Source organism: Thalassotalea psychrophila, from assembly GCF_031583595.1.
Classification (GTDB): domain Bacteria; phylum Pseudomonadota; class Gammaproteobacteria; order Enterobacterales; family Alteromonadaceae; genus Thalassotalea_A; species Thalassotalea_A psychrophila.
Map to the genome: position 1 here is coordinate 4,317,242 of NZ_CP134145.1, position 25,300 is coordinate 4,342,541.

A 25,300-nucleotide genomic window follows, 5' to 3' on the forward strand; every position below is an offset into this window, starting at 1 on the left:
TATAAAAAATTTAATAAACATAAAAATAAACACGTACGAGGACAAAAGCTATGGCGATTAAACAAACCAAAGATGTGGCAAATATTCCATCAGATCAACTAGATGATTGGGGGCCAGTACCCGAGCCACTATCTGATGATGTCTCGCATCTTCGCGGCATCATTATTAATGAAAACCCAGATGGCTCTGAAGCGGGTATTTGGGAATGTACTCCTGGCATTTGGACTCGTTGGATCATGGATGCAGAAATCAGTTCGTTTGTTAAAGGCCATGCCCTATTTCACCCTGAAGAAGGTGAAACCATCGATATAAAAGCGGGTGATACCGTGTATTTTGACAATAACAGTAAAGGCACTTGGGAAGTACTGGAAACTGTGCGAAAAGCGTATTTAACTTTTAAGCGCGACTGATTTTTAGATCATGAACTTTTAAAAAGTGTAGCTAGGGTAACCGATGAATAAAACCGTAAAAAAATACAGCGATAATGAACTTGGTATGAATTGCAAAATATCACGCCGAGATATTTTGCATGGTATTGGCGCTCTATCAGCGGGAGCTTTAACCGCAGGTCCGTTATCGTTATTTTCAGGTTCAGCTTCTGCCGATGAAAAGGCTCTTCCGTTGGCCCAACAAAGCGCTTTATCAAATAAACCATATTACCCCCCTGCCTCAACCGGTTTGCGAGGTAACCACGCAGGCTCTTTTGAAGTTGCCCATCAACTTGGACGCGAGAATAAACGTGACTGGGGTAAAGTGGTTGATGCTGATGAAACACTTTATGACTTGGTTATTGTTGGTGCGGGTATTAGTGGCTTAAGTGCTGCGCATTTTTATCAAAAAAAACACCCTGATGCGAAAATATTATTACTAGATAATCATGACGACTTTGGCGGCCATGCCAAGCGCAACGAATTTAAAGTCGGCGAGCATACCTTGATTGGTTATGGCGGCGCGCAAACATTACAGGAGCCTTCGAGCTACAGTAATGTGGTCAAAGGCTTGCTTGATGATTTAGGTGTTGAAATAAAGCGATTTGATAAAGCCTATGATAAGAGCTTTTATCATCGCAACAAGCTTACTGCTGGAATTCACTTTAGCAAAGAAAGATGGGGCGTTGATCGAGTTGTCCCTATAGAATTAGGAGTGTTTAGTAGCTATCTACCTTTAGCTCAATCAGCATTATCAAAAAGTGAAGCTGTAGAGAAAATGCCAATTTCAGCTTCGGCAAAAATTGAATTTGTACGTTTATTAACTGAAGAAAATGATCAAATTTCACAAATTAAGCTTGAAGATAAAAAACGCTATTTAAAATCCATTAGCTACCGGCAATTTCTGCAACAACATATGCATATTACAGAAGTAGAGGTGTTTGAAATATTGCAAGATTTAGTCATAGATTATGGTGCTGGTATTGATGCCATAAATGCCTATTCAGCCTTATCTTATGGTGGTTTACCGGGATGGGGTGGCACTGGATTAGTCGTAGAAAAATCAGGTATGGAAGAGTACATTCATCATTTTCCTGATGGTAATGCATCCATAGCCCGATTATTGATCCGCAAGATGATACCTTCAGTAGCTACTGGTAATACCATGGAAGATATCGTTACCGCCAAATTTGATTATTCAAAGCTTGATCAACAAAGCTCGCCTGTACGAATGCGATTAAATAGTACGGTGGTAAATGTTGAACACCAGGGGGAAGTTAATTCAGCCGAAAATGTTAAGGTAAGTTATATTCAAGCAGGTACAGCATACCGTGTACAAGCAAAAAACTGCGTACTTGCTTGCAATAACTCAATCATTCCATACCTTTGCCCGCAACTGCCAGAAACGCAACGACAAGCTTTGGACTTTCAGGAAAAAACCCCAATTTTATACACCACGGTCGCGTTGAAAAATTGGCAAGCTTGGAAAAAACTCAATATTGGTGCCGTGGTTTCACCGGGAGCATATTTCATCAATGCCCTTATCGATTTTCCGGTGAGTATAGGTGATTATAAATATGCTCAATCTGCTGATGAGCCGATGATTGTTCATATGGAGCGCTTCCCCCATGTCAATAATCAAGGCATGAATGTTCGTGAGCAACATCGCCATGGCCGACATGAATTAATGACAACAACATTTGCAACTATAGAGCGTAATGTGCGAACCCAGTTAATGAGTTTACTAGGTGAATATGGTTTTGATCCGGCTCGTGATATTGCTGATATTACAGTAAATCGTTGGGCTCATGGCTATGCGTATGGTTACCGACCATTATTTGACCCAATATATGAAGATAAAAACGATAAACGCTACCCACACATAATTGCCAGACAACCATTTGGCAAGATAACTATTGCTAATGCCGACTCCGGCGCTAAAGCCATGATGGAGTGCGCAGTAGAACAGGCTTATAGGGCAGTAAACGAATTGAATACTAAAAATAGTTAATAGGAAATATGAAAATGAATGAAGTAAAAGAACCGCGTGAGTTTTGTTTGGTAGTTTCCTGCCCAGATGCTGTCGGTATTGTCGCTGCGGTAAGTCAGTTTGTTGCACAACAGGGAGGTTCATTAACCGAGTCTAATCATCACACCGATGTTGCCGAAGGCTGGTTCTATATGCGTAATGTTATTGATGCCAACACGTTATCAATTGATATAGATGAATTTAGAGAAAAGTTTGCCTCTTTAGCCGAAAAGTTTGAAATGAACTGGCATGTTAGAGATGGGCATAAAAAACAAAAGGTGGTGCTATTAGCAAGCCATGCGTCTCATTGTCTGGCTGATTTATTATATCGCTGGCACAGTGGTGAATTACATTGTGACATCCCTTGTGTGATCTCAAATCATGAAAATTTAAGAAGTATGGTCGAATGGCATGGTATACCGTTTCATTACGTACCGGTTGATAAAAATAATAAACAGCCGGCATTTGATAAAATGAATGAAATTATCGAGCGCCACAATGCCGATACGATTGTTTTGGCCAGATATATGCAAATAATACCGCCAAACCTTTGTGCTCAGTATGCGGGTCGATTAATCAACATCCATCATAGCTTCTTACCATCTTTTATTGGCGCTAATCCTTATAAAAAAGCATTTGATCGAGGCGTTAAATTAATTGGTGCAACCAGCCACTACGTCACCGAAGACTTAGATGAAGGCCCTATTATCGAGCAAGATGTAATTCGAGTAAGCCATAAATGCAATAAGGATGACATGGTGCGTTTAGGTCGTGACGTGGAGAAATCAGTGTTATCAAGAGGGGTGCGCTTACACCTTGAAGATAGAGTAATTGTTAGAGGAAATAAAACTGTAGTGTTTTAACACCTAATTTCAATTAATAGCAATAAATAAGGAACAAAAATGCCTTCTATAACCGTGCAAAAAGCAGCAAAAGATTTAGACGACCTCATACCATGTGCTTCCTTCGGAGAACCGCTGGGTGAGTTACCCGCCCAGCGTGATAGCTGTTTTTATAACCACGATGGGGTGTTAATGGGCACATGGGAATGCGAACCCGGTAAGTTACAACTGAATTTACCCATCACAGAGTTTTGCCATATATTAAAGGGCCACTGGATCCTAACGGATAATGATGGTGTGATTGTCGAACTCAAAGCAGGTGACAGTTTCTCTTTTCCAAAAGGATGGCAAGGCACTAGCGAAGTAGTAGAAACTGTCAGAAAAGTGTATACCGTTATTGAATAATCCCGTAGTTGTACAAGACATAGATCTTGCACAACACAAGTGATGTTAATGATTATTCTCATTGGAGTTAACAGGTCATAAAACTATTGTTGCTAGCAATAACTCATCTTTGTATATATGGCCTTGTAACTTTGTTTACTAACTGACAATATGGAAGTTGATTGAATTTCGAAGAGATCCTTCTCAAATACTTATCCGTAATAAAATAATAACAATGGATCAACTTAATGATAGATACACCGTCTTATGAAAACCGAGAACAACTGGAAGATTTATTAAAAAAAGGCTCGCATGCCTATACCCAAAGAAAGTTTGATATTGCAGGACAGTGTTGTCAGGAAGCTTTACAGCTAGAGCCCGAATTAGTGCCTGCACATTTTCTTGTCGGACTTATTGCTTTGGGAACAAAAAATAAGAAACTAGCTTTCCGTGCTTTCCAAACGGTGGTCAAACTAGACAATGATCATGTTGCCGCATGGGCACAACTGGCCTACCGCTATATGACACGAGGCATGGTAAATCTCGCCGATAAAGCCTTGCAAGAAGTGCGTAGAATCCGCACAGATGACCCCACAGTACTAACCCTAATCGGCACTACTTTATCACTAATGGGGGAAAATGATCTCGCCAAGTCAGCTTTTGGCAGGGCTTATACACTTGCCCCAGAAAATATCGAATATACTCATAACCTTGCAAGTAACTTAGTACATCAAGGTGATACTGATACAGCCGAAATTTTACTTAAAAGCATTATTGAAAAGCGAGCCGACTCACCTCAGGCTCACTGGTCACTTTCTCTGTTTGTAAAAGCTAAAGATAATTCCCACATAGAGAAAATGAATAAACTCTGTCAGGAAAATAAAAATAAGCCAACCGCACAAGCATTTTATCAATATGCCATTGGCAAAGAATATGAAGATCAACAAAACTGGGATAAAGCTTTCGAGGCATTTTCGAAAGGTGCTGCAGCGACAAGATCAAAAGGTGACTTTGACGAAGCCGGAGAAATCGAAACTTTTGACTATTTAACTGAAAATTTTACCGAAGAATGGCTAGAAAATAGTGGCCCTGGTATTGCCGATGCTTCACCCATTTTTGTTTTGGGACAACCTCGCACAGGCACAACCCTGATTGAAAGAATTATTACCAGTCACTCTGATGTTCATTCAGCTGGTGAATTACAACAGTTCCCGCTTGCTATGCGCAGACTGGGTAACACTAAAAATCCCCAACGTTTTTCAGCTGAGTTATTTGATTTAGTAAAAGAAGTAGACGGCCGATTATTAGCGACAAAGTATTTGCAAACCTCAGGAAGAATGCTGGGCAGTAAAGCAAGATATGTTGATAAGTTACCCGCAAACTACCTAAATATTCCACTTATCCTGAAAGCTTTACCTAATGCCAAAATTGTTCATTTGATCAGAGATCCTATGGATGCTTGTTTCTCAAGTTACAAACAGTTATTTGCTAACGCTTACTTACATTCATATAACCAAGAAGAGATGGCTCGACACCATGTAAGGTATTTAAAGCTAATGCAAGTATGGCGAGAGCGTTTTCCAGGTAGATTTTTTGATATCAGCTATGAAGAAACCGCGCGCAATTTAGAACCTAATGCACGAGCATTAATAGATTATCTAGAGCTTCCTTGGCAGGATGAATGTCTTAACTTTCACCAACAAAAAACAGCGGTAACGACTGCAAGTACCGTACAAGTAAGGGAACCTGCTCATACCCGTTCAATAGGGCGCTGGCGTAAATACGAGCAGCAATTACAACCTATGCTAACTGAGCTGCAAGCACACGGTATAAAAATAGAGGAATGAAAATAATTGAGTAAAAACAATTAAGTAAAAATATCGTTTAAAAAACACCTACCCCATGGGGGTATACAATTTGTTCAGTTCATTGGCTAATGTTAAATGAAAAGCTAAAAAAATTGTGTCAGCATTGTGCAGTTATTTAGCCGAAATAATAATACTAATAAAAACTCGAGGTAAATAATGTCTAACAAATATGCCCGTAGTCGCACACCGTCGACACAAACATTCCATAAAAGCTCTGTGGCGAAAGCCATTTCAGCAGCCATTATCACATCAATGATTTCACTCCCTCTTTTTGCAGAAGAAGTAGAAGAAGAAGAAATTGAAACTATCATGGTTACTGCAACCAAAAAAAGTGAAACCCTTCAAGAAGTACCTTTGGCAATGACCGCCTTAACCGGTGACTTTATACAGGGTGTGCACCTTACCGATGCCATGGATTTGGTTGCTTATTCTCCCGGCGTTAGTGGTGCCACTCAAAATAGTTTCCTTGACGCATTAAACGTTCGAGGTATACGAAGTCAAGACTATGGTTCAGGTGGAGACCCTTCTCTTGGTTTTTTTAAAAATGATCAATATGAAGGGCGTGCAGGCTCGGCGATAAGTACATTATTTGACATGAACCGCGCCGAAATCATCAATGGTCCGCAGGGATTTTTATTTGGTCGTAATGCCATTGGCGGTGCAATTAGCGTTCACACCAATGAGGCTCAAATAGATGGAGAGGAAGCTAGTTTTGACGTTGACTTAGGTGATTACAGCCTTATGAAACTTAATGGCGCAATAAATGTACCTATTAATGATAATTTGGCGATGAGGTTTGCTGGTGTTTATCACACTCAAGAATCTCATATCGAAAATGAGAACAAAGATGATAAGGTACAAGATACCGATGTTCTTGCTGCTCGTTGGTCAACAACATTTGAAAAAGATGATCTTAGAATAACAACCATGGTTGAGTATGAAGACCGAGTATACCCAGCGGGTTTATATCGTTTCATAGAAAAAGGTGAACTGTGGGAAGAATATGATAAAGTTTGGGAAGGTAACCGAGGTGGAGATCGCGACCTTGATACAAATTCTCACTGGGGATTAAAAGATGAAGCACAAGTACTTAACCTACAGGTAAAACTTGTACAAGAATTTGACTTTGCTGATTTAACCGTTAATGCCGGTTATAAAGATCACGATTATTTGTATACTGAGCAATGGACCCCCAGCCCTCTTGAATCTGGTTCATGGAAAGTTGATCAAACCGGTGATTATACGCAAGCTGAATTACGCTTAAGTTCCAACGGAACTGGACCACTTTCATGGTATGTTGGTACTTCACTCTATGAAGAAAATCTTGACGTTGATACCCTAAACCAAATGAGTGATGAATTTATATGTGATTATTATAGCGCTTATTATAATGATTACGATGAAAGCACTAATTACTTTCCAAGCTTAGAAGGTTCACAATCAGGTCATTGTGAAAACTTATATAACAACTCACTTGCCTATCACGGTCCAGGATATTATGGATTCGATCCTACCGATGGATACTATGGGGTTAATTATTACTTCCCTCATCTAAGTAGCCCTTATGGCCGAGCAGACGATAAGGTCTTTGAAAATAGTTATGTTAATGCTAAAAACGATGGTTGGGCAGCGTATGCTAATTTAGATTATCAAATTACTGACACTATAAATATAGAAATAGGTATTCGTCATACCGTTGACAATAAAGAATTTAACAACGCCCAAGAAGTCATTGACAGCAACGGTAATCAAACAGTCTACTCAGGTACACCAGGCTATAATGCTGCAAGCGTCTGGAATATTGGTGGCACAACTGCACTAGACGCAAATGGCAACCCTATAGAAATTAAGACTAAGAAAGACTGGGATAATACGTCAATGAAATACTTGATAAGATGGCAACCCACAGACGAAATGATGTTCTATGCCAGCTTCACCGAAGGTTACAAATCAGGTGGTTTTAATTCGCATAATTTTGAAGGTAGAGATGGATCAGCGCTATCTCAACAACCAAATTTAACCAACGAGCTAGCCCAAAGTGTAGCCTTTGGTGAAGAAAGTATCGACTCTTATGAGCTTGGTTATAAAGACACTTGGTTTGATTTCACCGACATTCGTCTGACTGTATACAGCTATGAATACGATGGACTTCAAGTATCAACTCGAGTGGAAGGTGAAGGTGGCCAAACAATTATTTCTAATCTCGGTTTGACTGAAGCTAATGGCTTCGAACTCGCTACCAATACCCCTTTAGGTGAATACTTCAATCTTATGTTCAACTATAGCTACCTCGATTCTGATATCAACGAAGTTCCCGAAGATGACTGTTCTGGTGAGATAGGAGAATGTAATGGCAACAAAATACCTTGGGCCCCAGAAACGAGTGGTTCCATGGTACTTAATGGTTTTTTCCCACTTGACAGCGGCGCGACAATTACCACCAGTATAGAAAGCTATTGGGAAGATGAACACGGTGGCGGTTATATGTTCGACGAAGTTAGAATAATAGAGGCATCACAAACCTGGAATGCACGTATAGGGTATGAATCATCAGCAAACTGGTATGTACAAGCTTATGTTGATAATTTATTAGATGAAACTAACTTTGATAGTAGTTACGGTGGAGGGGCAAACTACCCATCGACTCATTGGGCCGCATGGAAACCTCGCAGTTATGGTCTACGTTTTGGCATGAGCTGGAATTAAGATCCCGGTTTAGCTAAATAACCAACAAAGCAAAAACCAGTAGCAGTGCTACTGGTTTTTTTTGCCTTACAGGATGTGAGGTATGTTGAAGGAGGATCGTTTGTTTCTATGCACGTTTAAACTGCAGGAGGTTCCATCCAAAAGCATGATGGAATGACGTGGTTAATTGTTTCTTATTCTTTGAAACACCATTGATTTTGCTAAAGAGCCCCGTCATCGAGGAGCTCAAGCGACATCGGGGACCTCATTGAACGAGCTGTGGTTTGAAAAGATAAGCTACTTGTTCATTTAAACAACTAACAACATCTAAATTAATGACACTGCCACTTGCCTTGCGATTTTTTACAATAATCCGGTGCGCCACGTTGCTCCCATAGTTCAATCAATCCGCGCTTCTTCGCCAACTTTATAAAATATGGGTGAGCGGTAAAACCAGTATTACGATAAATTAAGCCTTCGAAAATCCGACTATCGGCATCACTTACATCCTGCCCGGCGGCATAGCGCTCGAATATTAACTGGTAATATCTATCTAAATGCCCGTATTGCAAATACCAAAACAATAACACTTGACGCATTTCATAGGCTCGTTCTTTCGGAACTGAATTTATAATTTTTGGGATTTCGCGATCTAAGTTTGCTTCCCCTGTTTCAGGATCACTGGCAGCGAGTGACAACGGCCTTACCCATTGCCATGGTAAACCTAGTTGTTGCATATTTTTTTCGAAGTATTGCAAGCTTTGCTCTTGCTGGTTTTCTAAACGGCTCAAATATGCAAGATTAAAGTGAGCTAAAGTTCCTGAGAGTTGCGCGGAAAGTTTTAATGCATCAATCGCTTCATCTCTTCGGCCCAGCGCCATCATATTAGTAAAAACATACCACTGCGCGTTGCTCGATAATGGGTCAACGTCAACCAGTTGCTGCGATAATTTAAGTGCTTCATTGAAATATCCAGCTATTAATAGATCCCAAATGAGCATTTCCAGAGCCATGACATTATTAGGTTGTCGCTTTAACAATCGATAAAGATTAATAATTCCTTCATATTGCTGCCAGCTGCCCGAGCTAAGTTTGGAAAAGATACTGGCCATTATAAGAGATGGGTCGTGTTGTAGCGCATTATTGGCAGCATTAGCCATATGTTCCATCGCACTTAGTGAGTCAAGGGTATTGCCCCAGCGCTCATAATAGCTATAAGCAAGCAATTCATAAGCTTCAGCAAAAGTTGGATCAAGCTTTACCGCTATTTTTAAATTGCTTTCCGCGCTTTTGGTATCCCAACTGCTCATCGCATCTTTGGCTTTTAAATAATAACCATAGGCTTCAATATTTTCTGTTGGCCTACCACGTGTTGGTACAAGTACATGAACCTGTAATGCCTCTAAAATAGCCTTAGCGACACTATCTTGTACGGCAAAGATATCGGTTAAGGTATGATCATAACTTTGCGACCATAAATGCGTACCAGTTTCTACATCAATCAATTGTGCAGTAATGCGCACTCTCTCACCCGATTTTCGCACCGAGCCTTCAAGCACAGTTTTGGTATTAAGTGCTTTACCAATCACTCTTAAGTCTTCATTTTTACCTTTAAAGGCAAAAGATGATGTGCGGCCGATAACTTTTAAACTCGGCACTTGTGCCAACAGGTTTAGGATTTCTTCCGATAGTCCGTCGGAAAAATACTCCTGTTCAGGGTCCGATGACATGTTTACAAAAGGCAATACGGCTATCGATTTTTCGCTTTCTTCGATAGCTCTATCTTGGATAGACGACTTACCAACCGAGGCGATAGCTGTAGCTGGCTGATTACTTGCCTGCAAATTTTGACGAATGCGACTTTCATAGAAAAAGTAAAATGCGACGATTACCAATAAGCCAATAATAACAAAATCAATTTTACGCCCAGTTTGATCGGCAATAGAATGCTCGCGTTCCACACGAGACTCACGTTTTATGCCTTCGGGGGTAAGTTCAAATGCCCAGGCAAAAATCAGCACGAACGGAAACGCAATTAAGCCCAAGAAAAACACCAGTGAATGCACCCAGTCGGGCAGCTGTAAAATTGGTAGAAGCAACGCCGAAACCTGCAAAACTATCCAGGCAACAACTAGATATGCAATTGCTACCTTAAAAACATTTCGACGTTTAAGTTCTTTAAAAAGAGAATTAGCCAAGCAACCTATCCCGTTATGTTTCCCTGTTATGCAACTAATAACGTTTTAATTAGTGTGCGCTAATGAGTAATACCAATTCTATTAATTTTAAGTTCTATTTTTGAATGAGGAAAAACGGATTAATACAAGGCATAAAATTTCATAAGTAGTTATTCTACTTAAGAATTTTATAACGCCGTAGTTATTCGTTTTAACCAATCAAAATGATCAGATAATTGATGGACTTGGTATATCTATAAAGTATAGACCTAGCTTTATGATTTATCTGCTTTGGTTTAATTGATTGGTCACCCACAATGGTGGCTGATAAACTTCTACAATAACTTCGTCATTAACACAAATTTTACCTGCGACTTCAATAACACCAACTAGACCTCGAGTAAATATGGCCGCTTGTGAAAATGTATTTTTTGCTAATGGCTCTCCTGAATTACAGGTGAAAGCCGCGGCAATTTTCTCACTCATTTCCGAGCATGGAGGGTTGTACTCTTCAACCATGAGCTGCGCCCCTGATGAGAATTTTAAGATTGTTCCCTTTGGTAATAACGATAACTTAGGGATTCCCTTAAAGCACAGGTTAACACTTAGGTCAGCCGCCGTAAGTTGCCTGGTTAAGTCCATGCGCTCACTGATACTTTCCAGTTCTTCCACAGACATGGCTGACCATTGTCTTTCGTTACGCCTCTCGGTTCCTTGTGCTTGTTTATCACCCGCCCAAGTTTCTCTTGATATTGAACGGTGCCTGTCGCCAACAAAACCATCTAATTCAGCCTGCACCGAATCACAGCTATGCTTGGATAACTCTTCATCTTTAGTGCCAATATTCACTTCGACGACGTGACCTATAAGCTTATTCATGCTGATTCCTTTCGTTGATTTGTTAATACGTTGCTTTGTTAATACTTTAATGGCGGAGTGATTTTTGCCCGCTCAGGAGTCCAAAATGGCTTTTTCACTACAGTACATTTCATCACTATGTGGTGATGGCGTAATTCTTTGGTGTAGTATATTTCAGCCCAGATATCGCCCTTTAAATACTTAGTTTCTATCATAGCCAGAGCGATATTGGCTTTTACAATTGGCGACCACATGGTTGAGGTAATATAGCCGATATGAGTGTCGCACTTTTTATTGTTATAAAGGTAGGCTTCCTCCGCAGATTTGTTGCCTTCAATATCAAGTTTAATCAAAGTGTATTCTGGGCCCTGCTGCTTTTCTTTGAGCAAGGCTTTACGACCATTAAAATGTGGCTTTTTGAAATCGACCAACCAGCCTAAACTTAACTGAAATGGTGTGTGGTCGTATTGAAAGTGTACGGTTTTTAATGCTTCGTTAAACTCAAGTCCAGGCATAATAAAGCCAGCTTCAAGACGCGCCATATTAGTGGCAACTTCACCATAAGGATGAATATTATAATCTTCTCCGGCGCTATAGAGAGTATCCCAAAGATCAAGGGCTAACTCTGGCGCTATCCAAAGCTCATAACCTAAATCGCCAGTAAAACCGGTGCGAGAGACCATTAAGGTTTTACTATCATCACCATTAAAAGGAAAGTGCATAATTCCAAATGGTTTTAGAGTTTCTATGCCATCAAGCCCCATTTTTTTCAATACTTCACAACTGGTAGGCCCTTGAAAAGATAAGGCGGCAATATTGTCAGACATATCTGTTATGGTTACATCACTAAAGCCAAAAGCACTTTTTTTAAACCAGGCAACACAAGGACTGCCACAGGTTAACATGAAAGAATCAGGCCCCAGTCTAAAGATAGCACCATCGTCTATCATTCGACCTTCATCAGTACACCAACAACAGTAGGTTACCCTGTCTACGTTTAATTTTGCCACATCACGAGTGACCATGCGGTTCAGCATCGCCTCAGCATCTTTACCAGAAATGTAGTATTTTTGCATTGGGCAAATATCGTAGGTTGCACAACTGTTGCGTATACAAAAATATTCATATTCGGCATCATAATAACTATTGGCAAACTTGAAACCATTCCATACAGTCCAATCGTCACGTACATTAAGCGCTTGTTGGCGAGGGTGAAACGGAGTCTGTCTTAATTGTTCATCGAGTTGTGTAACACTCATTTCATTGTGAGATTTCATAGTAGTATTCATCTGCAATTACTCATCATAAAAAGAATCTTCAGGAACCGTATTTGGTTTCTTCAAATCCATCAATATTTCACGTGCCGCATTTGCGCCACAAGCTGCAGACACCCCACCGCCAGGATGAGTTGATGCACCGCACATATACATATTCTTGATTGGCATTCGGTATTGGCCGTACCCGGGAAACGGTCGATTGAAAAACAGTTGATCGATAGTTAGTTCGCCTTGGAAAATATTGCCTTCGGTTAATCCAACCTCTCCTTCTATTTCTACCGGGGTTCTGATCTCTTTATGAACAATTAAGTCTTTAAAACCAGGACTGTAACGTTCTATTTTATCAATAACCGTTTGCCCAAACGCTTCTTTTTGCTGGGCATTCCAACCACCTCCGGCCAGTGTAGGAGGACAATATTGGACGAAACACGACATCCAATGTTTGCCCGGAGGAGCAACCGTAGGATCCCAAGCTGAAGGAATGATTGTTTCAACAAAAGGGTCATCTGAAAATCGATTATGCTTCCAACAATCATAGGCACGCTCCATCGTCTCCAGTGAACCAACAAAACCTTGTCCACCCCGATTGATAAAGCGATTATCAGGCAGGTTAATAAATTTAGGTAAACCAGATAAAGCAATGTTTACCTTACCTGACGAGCCACGGATTTTAAAATTCTCGGCTTTTTTATAAATTCCTTCAGGTAAATCTTTTTTATCCAGACATTTGGTAAAGGTACGTTTGGCATCTAAGTTTGAAACTACAATATCGGCGTAAAGATCATCACCGTTTTCCAGTACTACACCGATGGCTTTGCCATTTTCGACCAATATTTTATCAACACCAGCACCAGTTCTAATTTCACCGCCAAATGATTTAAACGCACTGGCGATAGCATTAGAAATTGCTCCCATGCCGCCTCGGGCTAAACCCCAAGCGCCAATGTTACCATCCATATCACCCATAACATGATGCAATAGAATATAGGCAGACCCTGGTGAGTAAACCCCCAGTGCTGTACCTATAATGCCCGGGCTGGCCATAGTTGCCTTGATCAGATCGTTTTCAAAATAATCATCTAAAAATTCTTCCGCACTGGTGGTGAAAAAACGCATGTATTCATAAAGCTCTTTCTCACCTAACGACCAGAACTGTTTTGCCAACCACAGCAACTCTTGAATATCGCGAGGTTTAAATGAGGTTGGATCTGGCGGCGTACGCATCAAAGTTTTGCGAATAAGTTGCGCATAGCGGCTTAAATCCGCCTGAAAACGAAACATTGAATCGGCATCGTGGGCAGAATGTTTACGCAAGTGGTTGTAAGCTACATCACCATTGCCGTAATGAATTAATGGCTGACCTTTGTCATCATAGTTAACAGTACCAATGTATGGAACAAGTACTAGTCCATGCTTGGTCAGGTTAAGATCTCGATGCACAGTTTGGCGAAGCATACTCGACATATAAGAGCAGCTTGAATATAGCCAGCCATCGTGCATTTCACGAGAAACTGCGGCGCCGCCGATATAGTCATTTTTTTCCAGTACCAAAACATTAAGGCCGGCTTTAGCTAAGTAGGCGCCATTGGTTAAACCGTTATGCCCTGCACCAATAATAATAGCGTCGTATTTCTTATTCATATTATTTACTCGCCTTAATTATTTCATTTGCTGCGTTGTGGCCAGGACCACCAATTAGGCCACCACCAGGATGACTACCTGCTCCACAAAGGTAGAGTCCAGGAATAGGGGTACTGTATTGTGCTGCTTCGTAAGTTGGTCGCATCATCAACATTTGTGATATTGATAATTCAGTGTGATGCCAATGGCCACCGGTAACATTAAATTGCTGTTCTAAATCTAATGGTGTGAGTATTTCGCCATCGATAATTTTTTCTCGAATATCGGGTGCATATTCAGCGATAGTATCGATAACACGTTCATATAGATCAGCCTTAGCTTGCTCAGTCCAACCATTCTTATGTTTATACGGTACATACATAACATGGGCAGAAAGTACGTGTTGGCCGCTTGGTGCAAGCTCTGGATTATGCAAACTTGGGATGACTATTTCCATTACTGGTTTTTGTGAAGGCTCGCCATATTTTGCATCGTCAAAAGCGAATTCAATGCTGTCTAGTTCATCGGCAATAATCATTCGACCATCAGGTTTCGTTAAACCGGTAAAGTTGGGTAAATCAGACAAGGCCAGGTGCAATTTAGCGACATAGCCATCACAGCGTAAACGATTAATTCTGCTAGTAAAATCAATTTCAAGGTGTTGCGGACCAACGAGATCTAAAAATGTTCGTTTAGGGTCAACAGCCGAAACAACTCTATCAGCGCTAATTATTTCGCCAGATTGTAATTCTACGCCATTAGCTTTTAGACCCGTTTCATCGGCTTGAATTAATATTTGTTTTACTTTTGAGTTGGTTTGTACTTCAACGCCAGCTTTAGTTGCTGCTTTGTGCAGTGAGTTTATTAGGCTTGCGATACCGCCACTAGGCAGTGAATGAGCACCATCATGTAGGCCGCTCATGCGATATAGTAACGCTAAAATAGTAGCATTGGGCGAGCGAGGTGCCATTTTTGAACCAATTAATCCGTCCCAACTTAGCAATGCCTTAAGCTGATCAGAGTCAAAATTTTCATCCATCAGGTCACGCGCAGGTAATGTTGCCACCCGCATAAATTCGGCCATATCCTGTTTGCCAAGCATACGCATTTTTATACCAAGGTGAGCAAAGGTTAAATTATCCTTGATACTTGGGCTGCCTATACGTGGCATAGTTTTAAGCCAGAACGGTTTCAACAAATTAGCAAATCGTTTTAACAATTGCTGATATTGTTGATAGTTTTGTTGATCTTCTGACCCTACTCCGGTTATTTCACCCGATGAGGTTAACGTGACATGATTACCTTCTTTATTTAGCGAAATGTTCGTCATAGGCGCTGCGGCTACGTCAAAACCGTGTGCAGATAAATTAAGCTCTTTCGCCACCTTAGTTGAAAAATGGCTGATGGTTTGAGCAACAGAGGCGTTAAACCCAGGGGAAAACTCACGAGTTGCAGCCAAGCCGCCAAGCTGCTCTGCGGCTTCAAGTATTAACACCTTTTGCCCGTTCTTACCCAGGTAAGAACCACAGACTAAGCCATTGTGGCCTGCACCTATTATTATCGTATCGAAGTGATTCAAATCATACTCACATAGTTATTGTTAACGGTAAATTTTTTATTATTAAACTAAAGTCTCAGCAAAAATTAGCCAGAAACAGTGTTTTGCTTTTCATTATTTTCAGCCTCAATGATTTCATCACGCCATTGAGACATATTCATTTCTATTACAAAAAATCCGGAGATCCAAACAAACTCATCCCAGGCAAACATCCAGTGCTCAAGGTCTAACCAAAAAACGATAATGGCCCATAAAATCAAGTAAAACATAAGCTTGATAATTTTAAGTACTTTGAGTTTTGTACCGGTTGCTATTCCTCTGTCTTGAATACGTACAGTTAATTCCATGGTTAACAATATAATTAACCAAGCAACAACCTCGATAACATCAGCCCAAGCCAAATTTATTTCGATATTTAGACCGGCACTGTCAGAGACAATAATATTCTCTGGAGCGTCGAGATAATAAAATTGGCTGGCAGTTGAAAGTATTTGGCAGTTAGTAGTATTTAGCTCGGTATAGACAAGGTTATAAGCATAGGAAACATCAGCAGCAACTAACTGACAAAGGTTGGTTGCATTGCTAATAACATCAACGTTACTTAAATCAATAAGGTAGTCGGTATATGCATAAAGAGTATGAGCTAGAGAAACATAACAAATGATCCTAACAGCATGCATTAATAACGCTTTAGCGCGAGGAAGTGGTTCATCTGATAATATGTAGGTTTCAAGTTCGAATAAAATTAATAGGCAAATCCAGGCACTTTCATCAATGGTAGTAGCGAAGGCTCCAGTCCAATCCAAAAATGAACCACCATTGCGCATGGTATGTGATGCTATAACCCAGTCATTCTTAAAATATATAGCAAAATTAATGAGCAGCAGGCCATAGACTATGACTTTAATCCATAATCGTACGTCTACTTTTGAAGAATTTGGTATAAAAGTTGATAAATTCATTAATCAAACAGGTATAAAAACCGCTCATGTTGAGATACCAATTTCATTAAATTATTGCTCACTTGTGCTGGTTAAAATACCTCAAAGCGTCGTTGCTCTCAATCCCAATAGCCAGCTATTGGTCAATCGATCGCCTTGCCTTGATTTATTTTTTCCTGCGCACAACAAGATCACAAACTTAATGCAACTGGTATAAATCTGTATCTTATGATTAAAACCAATAATCAGCAGATAAGACATACCCCTTTGAGGTAGTTTCAACCCAGTAAAAAAGCTCCAATCAAAAGTAACCTATTGATAAATTGGTGTATTTTGAATTAATGAGAATTTTCGAGGTAATAAAAGAAGGCAATTTACCTATCGATTTATTGGCTGGCTCGATGATGACAAGCTGGCGTATGATAGGCAATAAGCGGGTCACCACTGGTATAGTTTTCAATATTCATTAAAGAATTAATAAATAAATTAAACAACTCTCCCTGAGTACCAAGATCGAGTTTGGCGTAGGCATTTTTACGATGAAGTTTTATTGTTTCTACCGAAATATTCAAGCGTTCAGCAATAGCCTTGCTTGAATAACCCTGCAGGATCATTTTAATCGTTTGGTTTTCTCGTTCGGTTAGAACACTGGTACCAAATGCGTCGAGTGCAGTTTCTAACTGTTCACGAATATCAAGATGATGCTCATGGCTATGCTCAATAGTTTGCCAATGATGCTTTATTAGCGCTTCGATTAATGGCGTTATTTCTTTCAGTTGTTGTAAGGCTTCATTGCTAAAACAGCTGCCATCTTCAACTTTGCCAAGACCAACCATTACAAATTTATCACCCTCATCTGCCACTTTAATTAAATAAACACATTCATCGGTGAGACAAGAGTAATTATAATAACTTTTAAAATATTCACTTTCCTCAAATCCATCTGGAGCAACATCTTTAAGATGTAAAAACTGACTTTCCTTATCCTGCTTTGATGCTAAGTAGAATGGGTCAAGTAAAAAGGCACCTTTGAGATATTGATCGGCAACCGATTCTAGGCTTCCGCTTGGAACATCATTATATTCTATAATGGGCAATTTTTTACTGGGAAACAAAATTATCATGATGTTTTCAGCGGCTATGAGGCGCTTAAACATGTCGGCAAGCTTAACAGTAAATTCTTCGGTTCCGGCATAGGGAAATAAATCTGCAAGTTGTTGAGAAAACTCGGAAAGAAATGACGTACTCATGATTTAACTACTTAATGAAAACACTAATAAAAATATACCACCATTAACTCGCATTTAACAAGAGATAAAAGCACTCCCCTATTGGGTTATTTGAATTTATCTGATCAATGAGTAATATTATTAACAACAAATTTCTTTTCTTATCAACTATATAAGTTATATAGCTATAAATTATCGAGGCTTGAAGATGAAACAGTGTGATCAATTTTATATAAATGGCGAGTGGGTTAACCCTTTAGAGCCGCAAATGATGGATATTATTAATCCTGCCAATGAAACGGTAGTTGGACAGGTGGCATTAGGTAATCAAAATGATGTTGACCTTGCTGTTAAATCTGCCAATCACGCCTTTGAAACTTGGTCACAAACCAGTCGGGAACAAAGGTTAGAATATCTTGATCGCATCATTGCTTTATACAAAGAAAGAATTAATGAAATGGCCGAAGCAATTACTACTGAAATGGGGGCGCCTAAAGGTATGGCTCTAGAAGAGCAATCTGCCATAGGTATTGTTCATTTTGAAACGACCAGAAAATCATTAGAAAGCTTTCAATTTGAAGAAACTAAAGGCATCACTCATGTTGCCAAAGAAGCTATTGGCGTTTGTGGTTTGATAACTCCGTGGAATTGGCCGATGAATCAAATCGCCTGTAAGGTTGCTCCAGCCATTGCTTGTGGTTGTACGGTAGTTTTAAAACCCAGTGAATTTGCACCATTGTCAGCGCAGATATTTGCTCAGATTGTGCATGACGCAGGGTTGCCAGCGGGTGTTTTCAATATGGTCTATGGCGATGGCCCTGTGGTAGGCACAGCTTTGTCATCTCACCCTGATATAGAAATGGTTTCTCTTACAGGGTCAACTCGTGCCGGAAAGTCCGTGTCTGAAATGGGCGCACAAACTATTAAAAGAGTGACATTAGAATTAGGTGGTAAATCGCCAAATATTATTCTTGAAGATGCCGATATTGAGAGTTGCGTAACCAGTGGCGCAGAGGCTTGTTTTGACAACACCGGACAATCTTGTGACGCGCCAACTAGAATGTTGGTACCGGCCAAATACCATCAACGTGCAGTAGAGGTCGCTAAATCAGTCGCCGAAGCTACAGTGGTTGGCGATCCTAACTTGGACACTACAACCATAGGGCCACTTTCAAATAAGGCTCAGTTTGAAAAGGTGCAAAATTTAGTTGCCCAAGCAATTGAGCAAGGCAGCGAGCTAGTGATTGGCGGACCAGGTAGACCTGAAGGTTTAACTGCTGGTTATTATGTTAAACCAACAGTATTTGCCAATGTAACCAACGATATGCTTATTGCTCAACAAGAGGTGTTTGGACCTGTTTTATCTATCATTCCATATAATAATGAAGATGAAGCGGTAGCGATAGCAAATGACACGCCATACGGATTGGCAGGTTACATTCAGGGTAACGATCTTGATAAAGTACGTAGTATTGCAAGACGAATTCGCGCCGGAACTATTTATCTTAACAATCCTGATTTTGATGCCTATGCACCTTTTGGTGGTTATAAGCAATCTGGTAATGGTCGAGAATGGGCGCATTTTGCTTTTGATGACTTCCTTGAAATTAAAGGCATTGTCGGGTTTTAGCAAATAGAGCTCTGCCAAGGTAAAAAATGCGTGACAAAGTTTGGTATGTTGATTTTAAAAAAATCTTAAGCTTAGCCATACCGCTGATTATTTCTAATGTTGCTATGATAGGTATGGAAGTTATCGATACCATCATGGCAGGGCAAGCTAGTGCTGAAGATTTGGCGGGCTTGGCCATTGGCGGCAATATATGGTTGGTGATTGAAATGGCTATGTATGGCATTATTTTAGCCGTTACGCCTCGCATCGCCAGGTTTTATGGGGCTGGCGCACACCATGAAATTACCACTGAAACTCAGCAAGCATTATTGCTGGCAGGTTTTATAGGCCTGGTTGCATTGTTAATAATGTTAGCCGCTATTCCGTTTATCCCCTACTTGGGTGCCAGTGCTGACGTTACTCATATTGCTCAGGGCTATGGTGAAATTATCGCGTACTCTTTACCTATTAGCGGTATTTGCTGGGTTATTTTTGGTTTGCTTGAAGGTCACGGCCTAATGCGCTTTATTGTGATTTCAAGTTTAATTGCTGCCCTGCTGAATCTAATTTTTGATTATATTTTTGTGTTTGGAAAATTTGGTTTCCCAGCCCTTGGTGGTGTTGGCTGTGCGTGGACAACCACCATAATTTATTGGTTATGGGGGCTTTCTGGCATTATCTATACTGCCAGACACAAAATTATCCGAACCTATAAAATATATTCAACTTGGCCACGAATAATATTTTCACGCTGGCGTGCTATTTTGGCCCTTGGCTTGCCTATTTGCTTTGCAATATTAGCTGAAGAAGGCTTTTTCAGTTTTTCAGCATTGTTAATTGCACCACTTGGTACCACGCCTTTGGGCGCTCACCAAATTACCATTCAAATTGTATCTTTAGTGCTTATGTTTGGCCTAGGAATTGGACAAGCTACAGCAATTTATATTGCCAAAGGTATTGGCCGTTCAGACACTAAGTCGGTATTAAAATACATTAAAGCAGGTGTGCAATTAGTTGCGTCGTTTGGCATTGTTGTTGGCGGGTTGGTTTTTGTATTTCGTGATCATTTGCCGTATCTATTTACCCAAGACATCAGTATTGCCACTATATCAACCGCGATAATGTTGTTTGCACCAATTTATCTACTGATTGACGTTCTGCAAATATGGGCAGCACAGTCATTAAGAGGCTTCGAAGATACAAAAATTCCAATGGTTATCCAAGTTACCTCGTATTGGCTCATCGGTTTCCCGCTAGGTTACAGTTTAGGAGCAACTCAATTGTGGGGCACTAATTTCGGAGTTTATGGTTTTTGGGTGGGCATTTTCAGCGGTATTTCTATTGGTGGCTGTTTGTTATGCACTCGCCTATATAAAAGAACATCGGTGATTGGTTGAGCACATTTGAGGATGAAAAGTTGGGCTCTAATAGAGTTAATTGTAGATCTTTATTTTATGTCATCTACCGTTAAAGTGTTCAGTTGTGAGCATAATAAGAGTGGAGATATTCATCAGATAAAATATCTGCAATCATATCTCCCACCTAATTCCTATTGTGTGGTGTATAGATTTATCTGTACCGGTGCTTTTCAAACGAGTTGTCGCGTTCATCTATCCTGACTAAAGGGATGGTACATATACTGGAGAATGATGTTCGTGAACCATTTTCCATTTACCTTTTGTTTTAACAAATAATAAAGTAATTAGGTTATTGACCGTAATTTCGCCATATTCTTTATGGTCCAATATAAAATCTGAGGTAAAAGTTAAATTAGCTACATTTCCATAGTAAACGGCAACTTTCAAAGTCCCCTCTATAGCGGCAAATTGTATAACTTCATTTATATCTTCACCAAATAACTGACGTTCATTAGCTTCATTACCCGCACTATCGAAAGACTGTCCTCCATTGAATTCAACAAACTTGTCTCCATAGGCATGAAATGAGATAAGTTGATCCATATATTCACCGTCATACCCACCTCCTGCTCCGTACCTTATACTTTCTGCAATGGCCCCAAAAACTTCTAAGACCTCTGCTTGAGCTTGTGGATAAGTTTGGTCAATTACAGAATTAGCTGCAACTAGGTTTGTAGATGAAAGACCGGCTAGCAAAAAGAGTATCTTAATTCCTACATATCCTTTTGACCAAAACTTTAAATGTGACATTGCAATTCTCCTGATAATAAATTGAAATATATATCCTATAAGGTCTAACTACCTAGTTGCCGGATATTTTGTGCGATGAGCACGTTTTACACTTAGGCAAGTAATTTATTTAGATGAATAGCAAATTTCATACCATTTAAAAAAGTCTAGTTTTTTCATGTTGATATAATAAAGCCGTGATCCTGCAGGCAAGAAAGTGTAAAATAACCAGACATAAATTGTGGTTATTGGTGACTGGATTTATTGAATGGTTTTAATTAGCACAAAATACTCGTTCAAGTCACCTCAAAACTGGAGAATAGCCTCAAAAGCACGATGGGATGACATTGTATTTTTTCTAATATCGTATAGCTGCAAGTGGCACTTTTTAGAAGGTCAGGATTCACTATAAATGGCACAAACCAGACCCTTTGAGGTCTGGTTTTTCATTTCTGATACAGTCTCCAATGAGAAATTAGTTAACTAACAATCCTTAACACTAATAGAGCCAAAAATTGCCATAAAACCAACATTCAATAAATTCTAAGTACACACTATAGGGGTATATGGGGATCGAAAGTTATTTGTAATACTGCGTGCAGTGATAACAATAATGTTGATGGATAGTTATATGAATAACGAAAAACTGCAAGAACTTGCGCGTAAGCATCTTTGGATGCATTTTAGTAGTATGGGTTATTATCAAGAGCACGACGTGCCAATTATGAGCCATGGCGAAGGAGCTTACGTTTATGATATTCAGGGTAATAAATATCTAGATGGTTTAGCTGGCCTGTTTGTTTCACAAGTAGGTCATGGCCGAAAAACAATTGCTGACGCGATGGCAAAACAAAGTGAAAAACTTGCTTACTTTCCTATTTGGAATAATGCTCACCAACCTGCAATAGAATTAGCAGCCCGTCTTGCAGAACTCGCCCCAGGTGATTTGAATCGCGTATTCTTTACTTCTGGCGGCTCAGAAGCGGTGGAGTCGGCATGGAAGCTAGTTAGACAGTACTATACTGAGATTGGCGAACATCGCCGTTTTAAAGTAATTTCTCGCAACCTTGCCTACCATGGAACTACCATGGGAGCATTGTCTATCAATGGCTTAACCGATATAAAAAATGTTTTCGAACCCTTAGTACCCGGAACCTATAAGGTAGAGAATACCGATGCTTATCACAGTCATTTAATGACCGATGGTATGAGTAGTGAAGAATTCGGTAAAAGATGTGCTCATGAAATTGAACGAGCAATCATAATTGAAGGTCCTGATACGGTTGCTGCGGTCTTTTTAGAGCCGGTGCAAAATTCAGGTGGTTGTATTGTTCCGCCTGATGGTTACTTTCAAGAAGTGCGGAAAATCTGTGATAAATACGGCATTATGCTGGTTTCAGATGAAGTCATCTGCGCATTTGGCCGTTTAGGGCATATGTTTGGCTGTGAAAAATTTGATTATTTACCCGACATTATTACCTGTGCTAAAGGGATCACTTCTGGCTATTCCCCTATGGGGGCAATGATTTGCCGAGATTACTTAATGGAACCTTTCCTTAAACCTGATAAGTATTTCATGCATGGTATTACCTTTGCTGGTCATCCAGGCGCGTGTGCTGCTGCCATGGCTAACTTAGATATCTTTGAAAAAGAAGATGTTCTTGGTAATGTTCAGCGCAATGAAGGCTTATTTCGAGAGCTTTTAGAGAGTTTATATGATATCCCAATTATTGGTGATGTCCGTGGGGCCGGCTATTTTTGGGGAATTGAAATTGTTAAAAACAAAGCAACAAAAGAAGCACTAAATGAAGATGAAGCAAAAGATATCTTATTTAACTTCTTATCTCCAAAATTATATGAAAACGGTCTTATTTGTCGTACCGATGATCGTGGTGAGCCAGTTATACAATTATCTCCACCTTTGATTTGTGGCCCTGATGAATTGCGAGAAATAGCACGAATTTTGCGCAAAGTACTCACCGAAGCAGCAGAGCTAGTTGCAAAACTATAACGACACATAAAATTAATTATTAAACAGCAGTTTATGAAAATAAACATTATAAAGCAGACCAGTGGCGACCATCTGGATCAAATGAAACGATTGATAATATTAATCTATCAACAGAACAGTTTTCGCCTCTGTAATTGCTTGTAATAGCAGAATATACAAAAGGATATATAATGCGAATATACGATAAATTCTACATCAATGGCCAATGGGTTGCACCGATAGGGAATGGCACAGACGAGGTAATTAACCCTGCTAATGGTGAAGTATCAGCCAAAGTACCTTATGGCAATACTGAAGATGTTAATGCTGCAGTCAGTGCGGCTAAAAATGCATTTTCTTCCTGGTCACAAACGTCTGCAGCTGAAAGAGCTGAATTTTTGAGAAAAATAGCTGCCGAAGGTGAAAGACGAAATGCTGATTTAACTCAAACAGTGGTAGATGAGCTGGGTATGCCAATTCAACATGCTGCTGCATACCAAGTTGATCCATTGGCGATTATTTGTGAATCCTATGCTGATAAAGCAAAACATATGGAAGAAAGCAAAGAAATTGGTAATTCAGTAATTGTTCAGGAACCCATTGGTGTTTGCGCGATGATTAATCCATGGAATTACCCAATCTGGCAAATGATTGGCAAAGTTGCTCCTGCAATTGCTGCTGGTTGTACCATGGTGGTAAAAGCTGCCAGCCAGACTCCAAGCCATCTGTTTATGTTTGCAGAAATATGTGATGCCGTCGGATTGCCCGCTGGCGTATTTAATATTGTTCACGGCAGTGGGCGTGAAATAGGTACGGCGCTAAGTTCTCATCCTGATGTTGATATGGTGACCTTCACCGGCTCAACAGCCGCAGGTGTACAAGTTACTAACGCAGCTGCTCCAGCGGTAAAGAGAGTTTGTCTTGAACTAGGCGGTAAATCTCCGTTTATCATTACTGAAGAAGCCGACTTGGACGCTGCCGTTGATTTTGGCATCAATGATGTAATGGTTAATACCGGCCAGACCTGTAATGCGATGACCAGAATGATCGTGCATGAGTCTGTTTATGATAAGGCGGTGGAATTAGCCAAGTTTAAAACTGAAGCTCTATTAGTAGGTGATCCCAATAACCCCGAAGTATTTGTTGGCCCCATGTCATCTGCAGGTCAAAAACAGACCGTCCTCGATTATATTGACCAGGCTGTTGCACAAGGTGCTAATTTGGTTACTGGTGGAACAGAAATGCCAGAAGGAATGACAACCGGTCACTATGTGTTACCAACCGTTTTTTCTAATGTCACTAATGATATGGTCATTGCTCAAGAAGAAGTTTTTGGACCTGTTTTAGTAATGATCAAATATTCATCTGTTGATCAGGCGGTAGAAATTGCCAATGATACCCCTTATGGCTTGGCGGCGTCAGTATGGGCTGGCGATAAGAACAAAGCCACAGCAATCGCGAGAAGAATTCGTGCTGGTCAGTGTGCTATTAATGGTGGTGATGCCAATCATGAAGCACCATTTGGTGGCTATAAAGAATCTGGAAATGGCAGAGAGTTTGGTATGGAAGGATTGCACGAATACTGTGAGTTAAAAGCAATGCAGTATTAAATTTACTCTGCACTACAATAATTTGAATCCCCCCATAAATAAAAAAGA

At 40.1% G+C, this 25,300-nt stretch carries 18 protein-coding genes; 10 read left to right on the plus strand and 8 right to left on the minus strand.

What is annotated here, in order from left to right:
• The first annotated feature begins 50 nt into the window (after positions 1-50).
• The 6 genes from RGQ13_RS17990 (at position 51) to RGQ13_RS18015 (ending at position 8,257) form a co-directional block, all read left to right on the plus strand.
• Positions 51-410, plus strand: a complete 360-nt coding sequence (locus tag RGQ13_RS17990; RefSeq protein ID WP_348391106.1) for a cupin domain-containing protein — start codon at positions 51-53, stop codon at positions 408-410.
• Positions 411-453: 43 nt separating this feature from the next.
• On the plus strand, positions 454-2,439 hold the full coding sequence (locus tag RGQ13_RS17995) for an NAD(P)-binding protein (protein WP_348391107.1): 1,986 nt from the start codon (positions 454-456) through the stop codon (positions 2,437-2,439).
• Positions 2,440-2,453: 14 nt separating this feature from the next.
• Positions 2,454-3,320: a formyltetrahydrofolate deformylase gene (gene purU / locus RGQ13_RS18000; RefSeq protein WP_348391108.1), complete on the plus strand. Its 867-nt coding sequence runs from the start codon at positions 2,454-2,456 to the stop codon at positions 3,318-3,320.
• Between the two features lie 39 nt (positions 3,321-3,359).
• Positions 3,360-3,704 (plus strand): cupin domain-containing protein, encoded by a 345-nt coding sequence (locus RGQ13_RS18005; RefSeq protein WP_348391109.1) that lies wholly within the window; start codon positions 3,360-3,362, stop codon positions 3,702-3,704.
• A gap of 227 nt (positions 3,705-3,931) precedes the next feature.
• On the plus strand, positions 3,932-5,530 hold the full coding sequence (locus tag RGQ13_RS18010) for a tetratricopeptide repeat-containing sulfotransferase family protein (RefSeq protein ID WP_348391110.1): 1,599 nt from the start codon (positions 3,932-3,934) through the stop codon (positions 5,528-5,530).
• 177 nt (positions 5,531-5,707) lie between these two features.
• A complete protein-coding gene (locus RGQ13_RS18015) occupies positions 5,708-8,257 on the plus strand; it encodes a TonB-dependent receptor (RefSeq protein WP_348391111.1) in 2,550 nt (849 codons plus the stop codon).
• 311 nt (positions 8,258-8,568) lie between these two features.
• Here RGQ13_RS18015 and RGQ13_RS18020 read toward each other — a convergent pair whose 3' ends face one another.
• The 7 genes from RGQ13_RS18020 to RGQ13_RS18050 form a co-directional block, all read right to left on the minus strand.
• Positions 8,569-10,434, minus strand: a complete 1,866-nt coding sequence (locus RGQ13_RS18020) for a hypothetical protein (protein ID WP_348391112.1) — start codon at positions 10,432-10,434, stop codon at positions 8,569-8,571.
• Positions 10,435-10,695: 261 nt separating this feature from the next.
• On the minus strand, positions 10,696-11,292 hold the full coding sequence (locus RGQ13_RS18025) for an MOSC domain-containing protein (protein ID WP_348391113.1): 597 nt from the start codon (positions 11,290-11,292) through the stop codon (positions 10,696-10,698).
• Positions 11,293-11,330: 38 nt separating this feature from the next.
• Positions 11,331-12,548, minus strand: a complete 1,218-nt coding sequence (locus tag RGQ13_RS18030) for an aminomethyltransferase family protein (RefSeq protein WP_348391114.1) — start codon at positions 12,546-12,548, stop codon at positions 11,331-11,333.
• 18 nt (positions 12,549-12,566) lie between these two features.
• On the minus strand, positions 12,567-14,189 hold the full coding sequence (locus RGQ13_RS18035) for a phytoene desaturase family protein (RefSeq protein ID WP_348391115.1): 1,623 nt from the start codon (positions 14,187-14,189) through the stop codon (positions 12,567-12,569).
• 1 nt (position 14,190) lies between these two features.
• Entirely contained in the window at positions 14,191-15,747 is a 1,557-nt protein-coding gene (locus tag RGQ13_RS18040) for a phytoene desaturase family protein (RefSeq protein WP_348391116.1), read from the minus strand.
• Between the two features lie 65 nt (positions 15,748-15,812).
• Positions 15,813-16,688: a hypothetical protein gene (locus RGQ13_RS18045; protein ID WP_348391117.1), complete on the minus strand. Its 876-nt coding sequence runs from the start codon at positions 16,686-16,688 to the stop codon at positions 15,813-15,815.
• 365 nt (positions 16,689-17,053) lie between these two features.
• Positions 17,054-17,917, minus strand: coding sequence for a helix-turn-helix transcriptional regulator (locus RGQ13_RS18050; protein ID WP_348391118.1), 864 nt, complete (start codon positions 17,915-17,917; stop codon positions 17,054-17,056).
• 187 nt (positions 17,918-18,104) lie between these two features.
• Here RGQ13_RS18050 and RGQ13_RS18055 point away from each other — a divergent pair, with 187 nt between their 5' ends.
• Positions 18,105-19,526 (plus strand): aldehyde dehydrogenase family protein, encoded by a 1,422-nt coding sequence (locus RGQ13_RS18055; RefSeq protein ID WP_348391119.1) that lies wholly within the window; start codon positions 18,105-18,107, stop codon positions 19,524-19,526.
• Positions 19,527-19,552: 26 nt separating this feature from the next.
• The gene (locus tag RGQ13_RS18060) at positions 19,553-20,902 is read left to right on the plus strand and encodes an MATE family efflux transporter (protein WP_348391120.1); all 1,350 of its coding nucleotides are present in this window, start codon (positions 19,553-19,555) and stop codon (positions 20,900-20,902) included.
• Between the two features lie 222 nt (positions 20,903-21,124).
• Here the strand turns inward: RGQ13_RS18060 and RGQ13_RS18065 are convergent, their stop codons facing one another.
• A complete protein-coding gene (locus RGQ13_RS18065) occupies positions 21,125-21,673 on the minus strand; it encodes a nuclear transport factor 2 family protein (RefSeq protein ID WP_348391121.1) in 549 nt (182 codons plus the stop codon).
• Positions 21,674-22,283: 610 nt separating this feature from the next.
• On the opposite strand from RGQ13_RS18065, the gene RGQ13_RS18070 reads away from it, so the two are divergent.
• Together RGQ13_RS18070 and RGQ13_RS18075 are read left to right on the plus strand one after the other, a co-directional pair.
• Complete coding sequence (locus RGQ13_RS18070; RefSeq protein ID WP_348391122.1) at positions 22,284-23,663, plus strand: aspartate aminotransferase family protein; 1,380 nt, start codon at positions 22,284-22,286, stop codon at positions 23,661-23,663.
• A 170-nt stretch (positions 23,664-23,833) separates the two neighbouring features.
• Entirely contained in the window at positions 23,834-25,252 is a 1,419-nt protein-coding gene (locus RGQ13_RS18075) for an aldehyde dehydrogenase family protein (protein WP_348391123.1), read from the plus strand.
• The last annotated feature ends 48 nt before the right edge of the window (positions 25,253-25,300 follow it).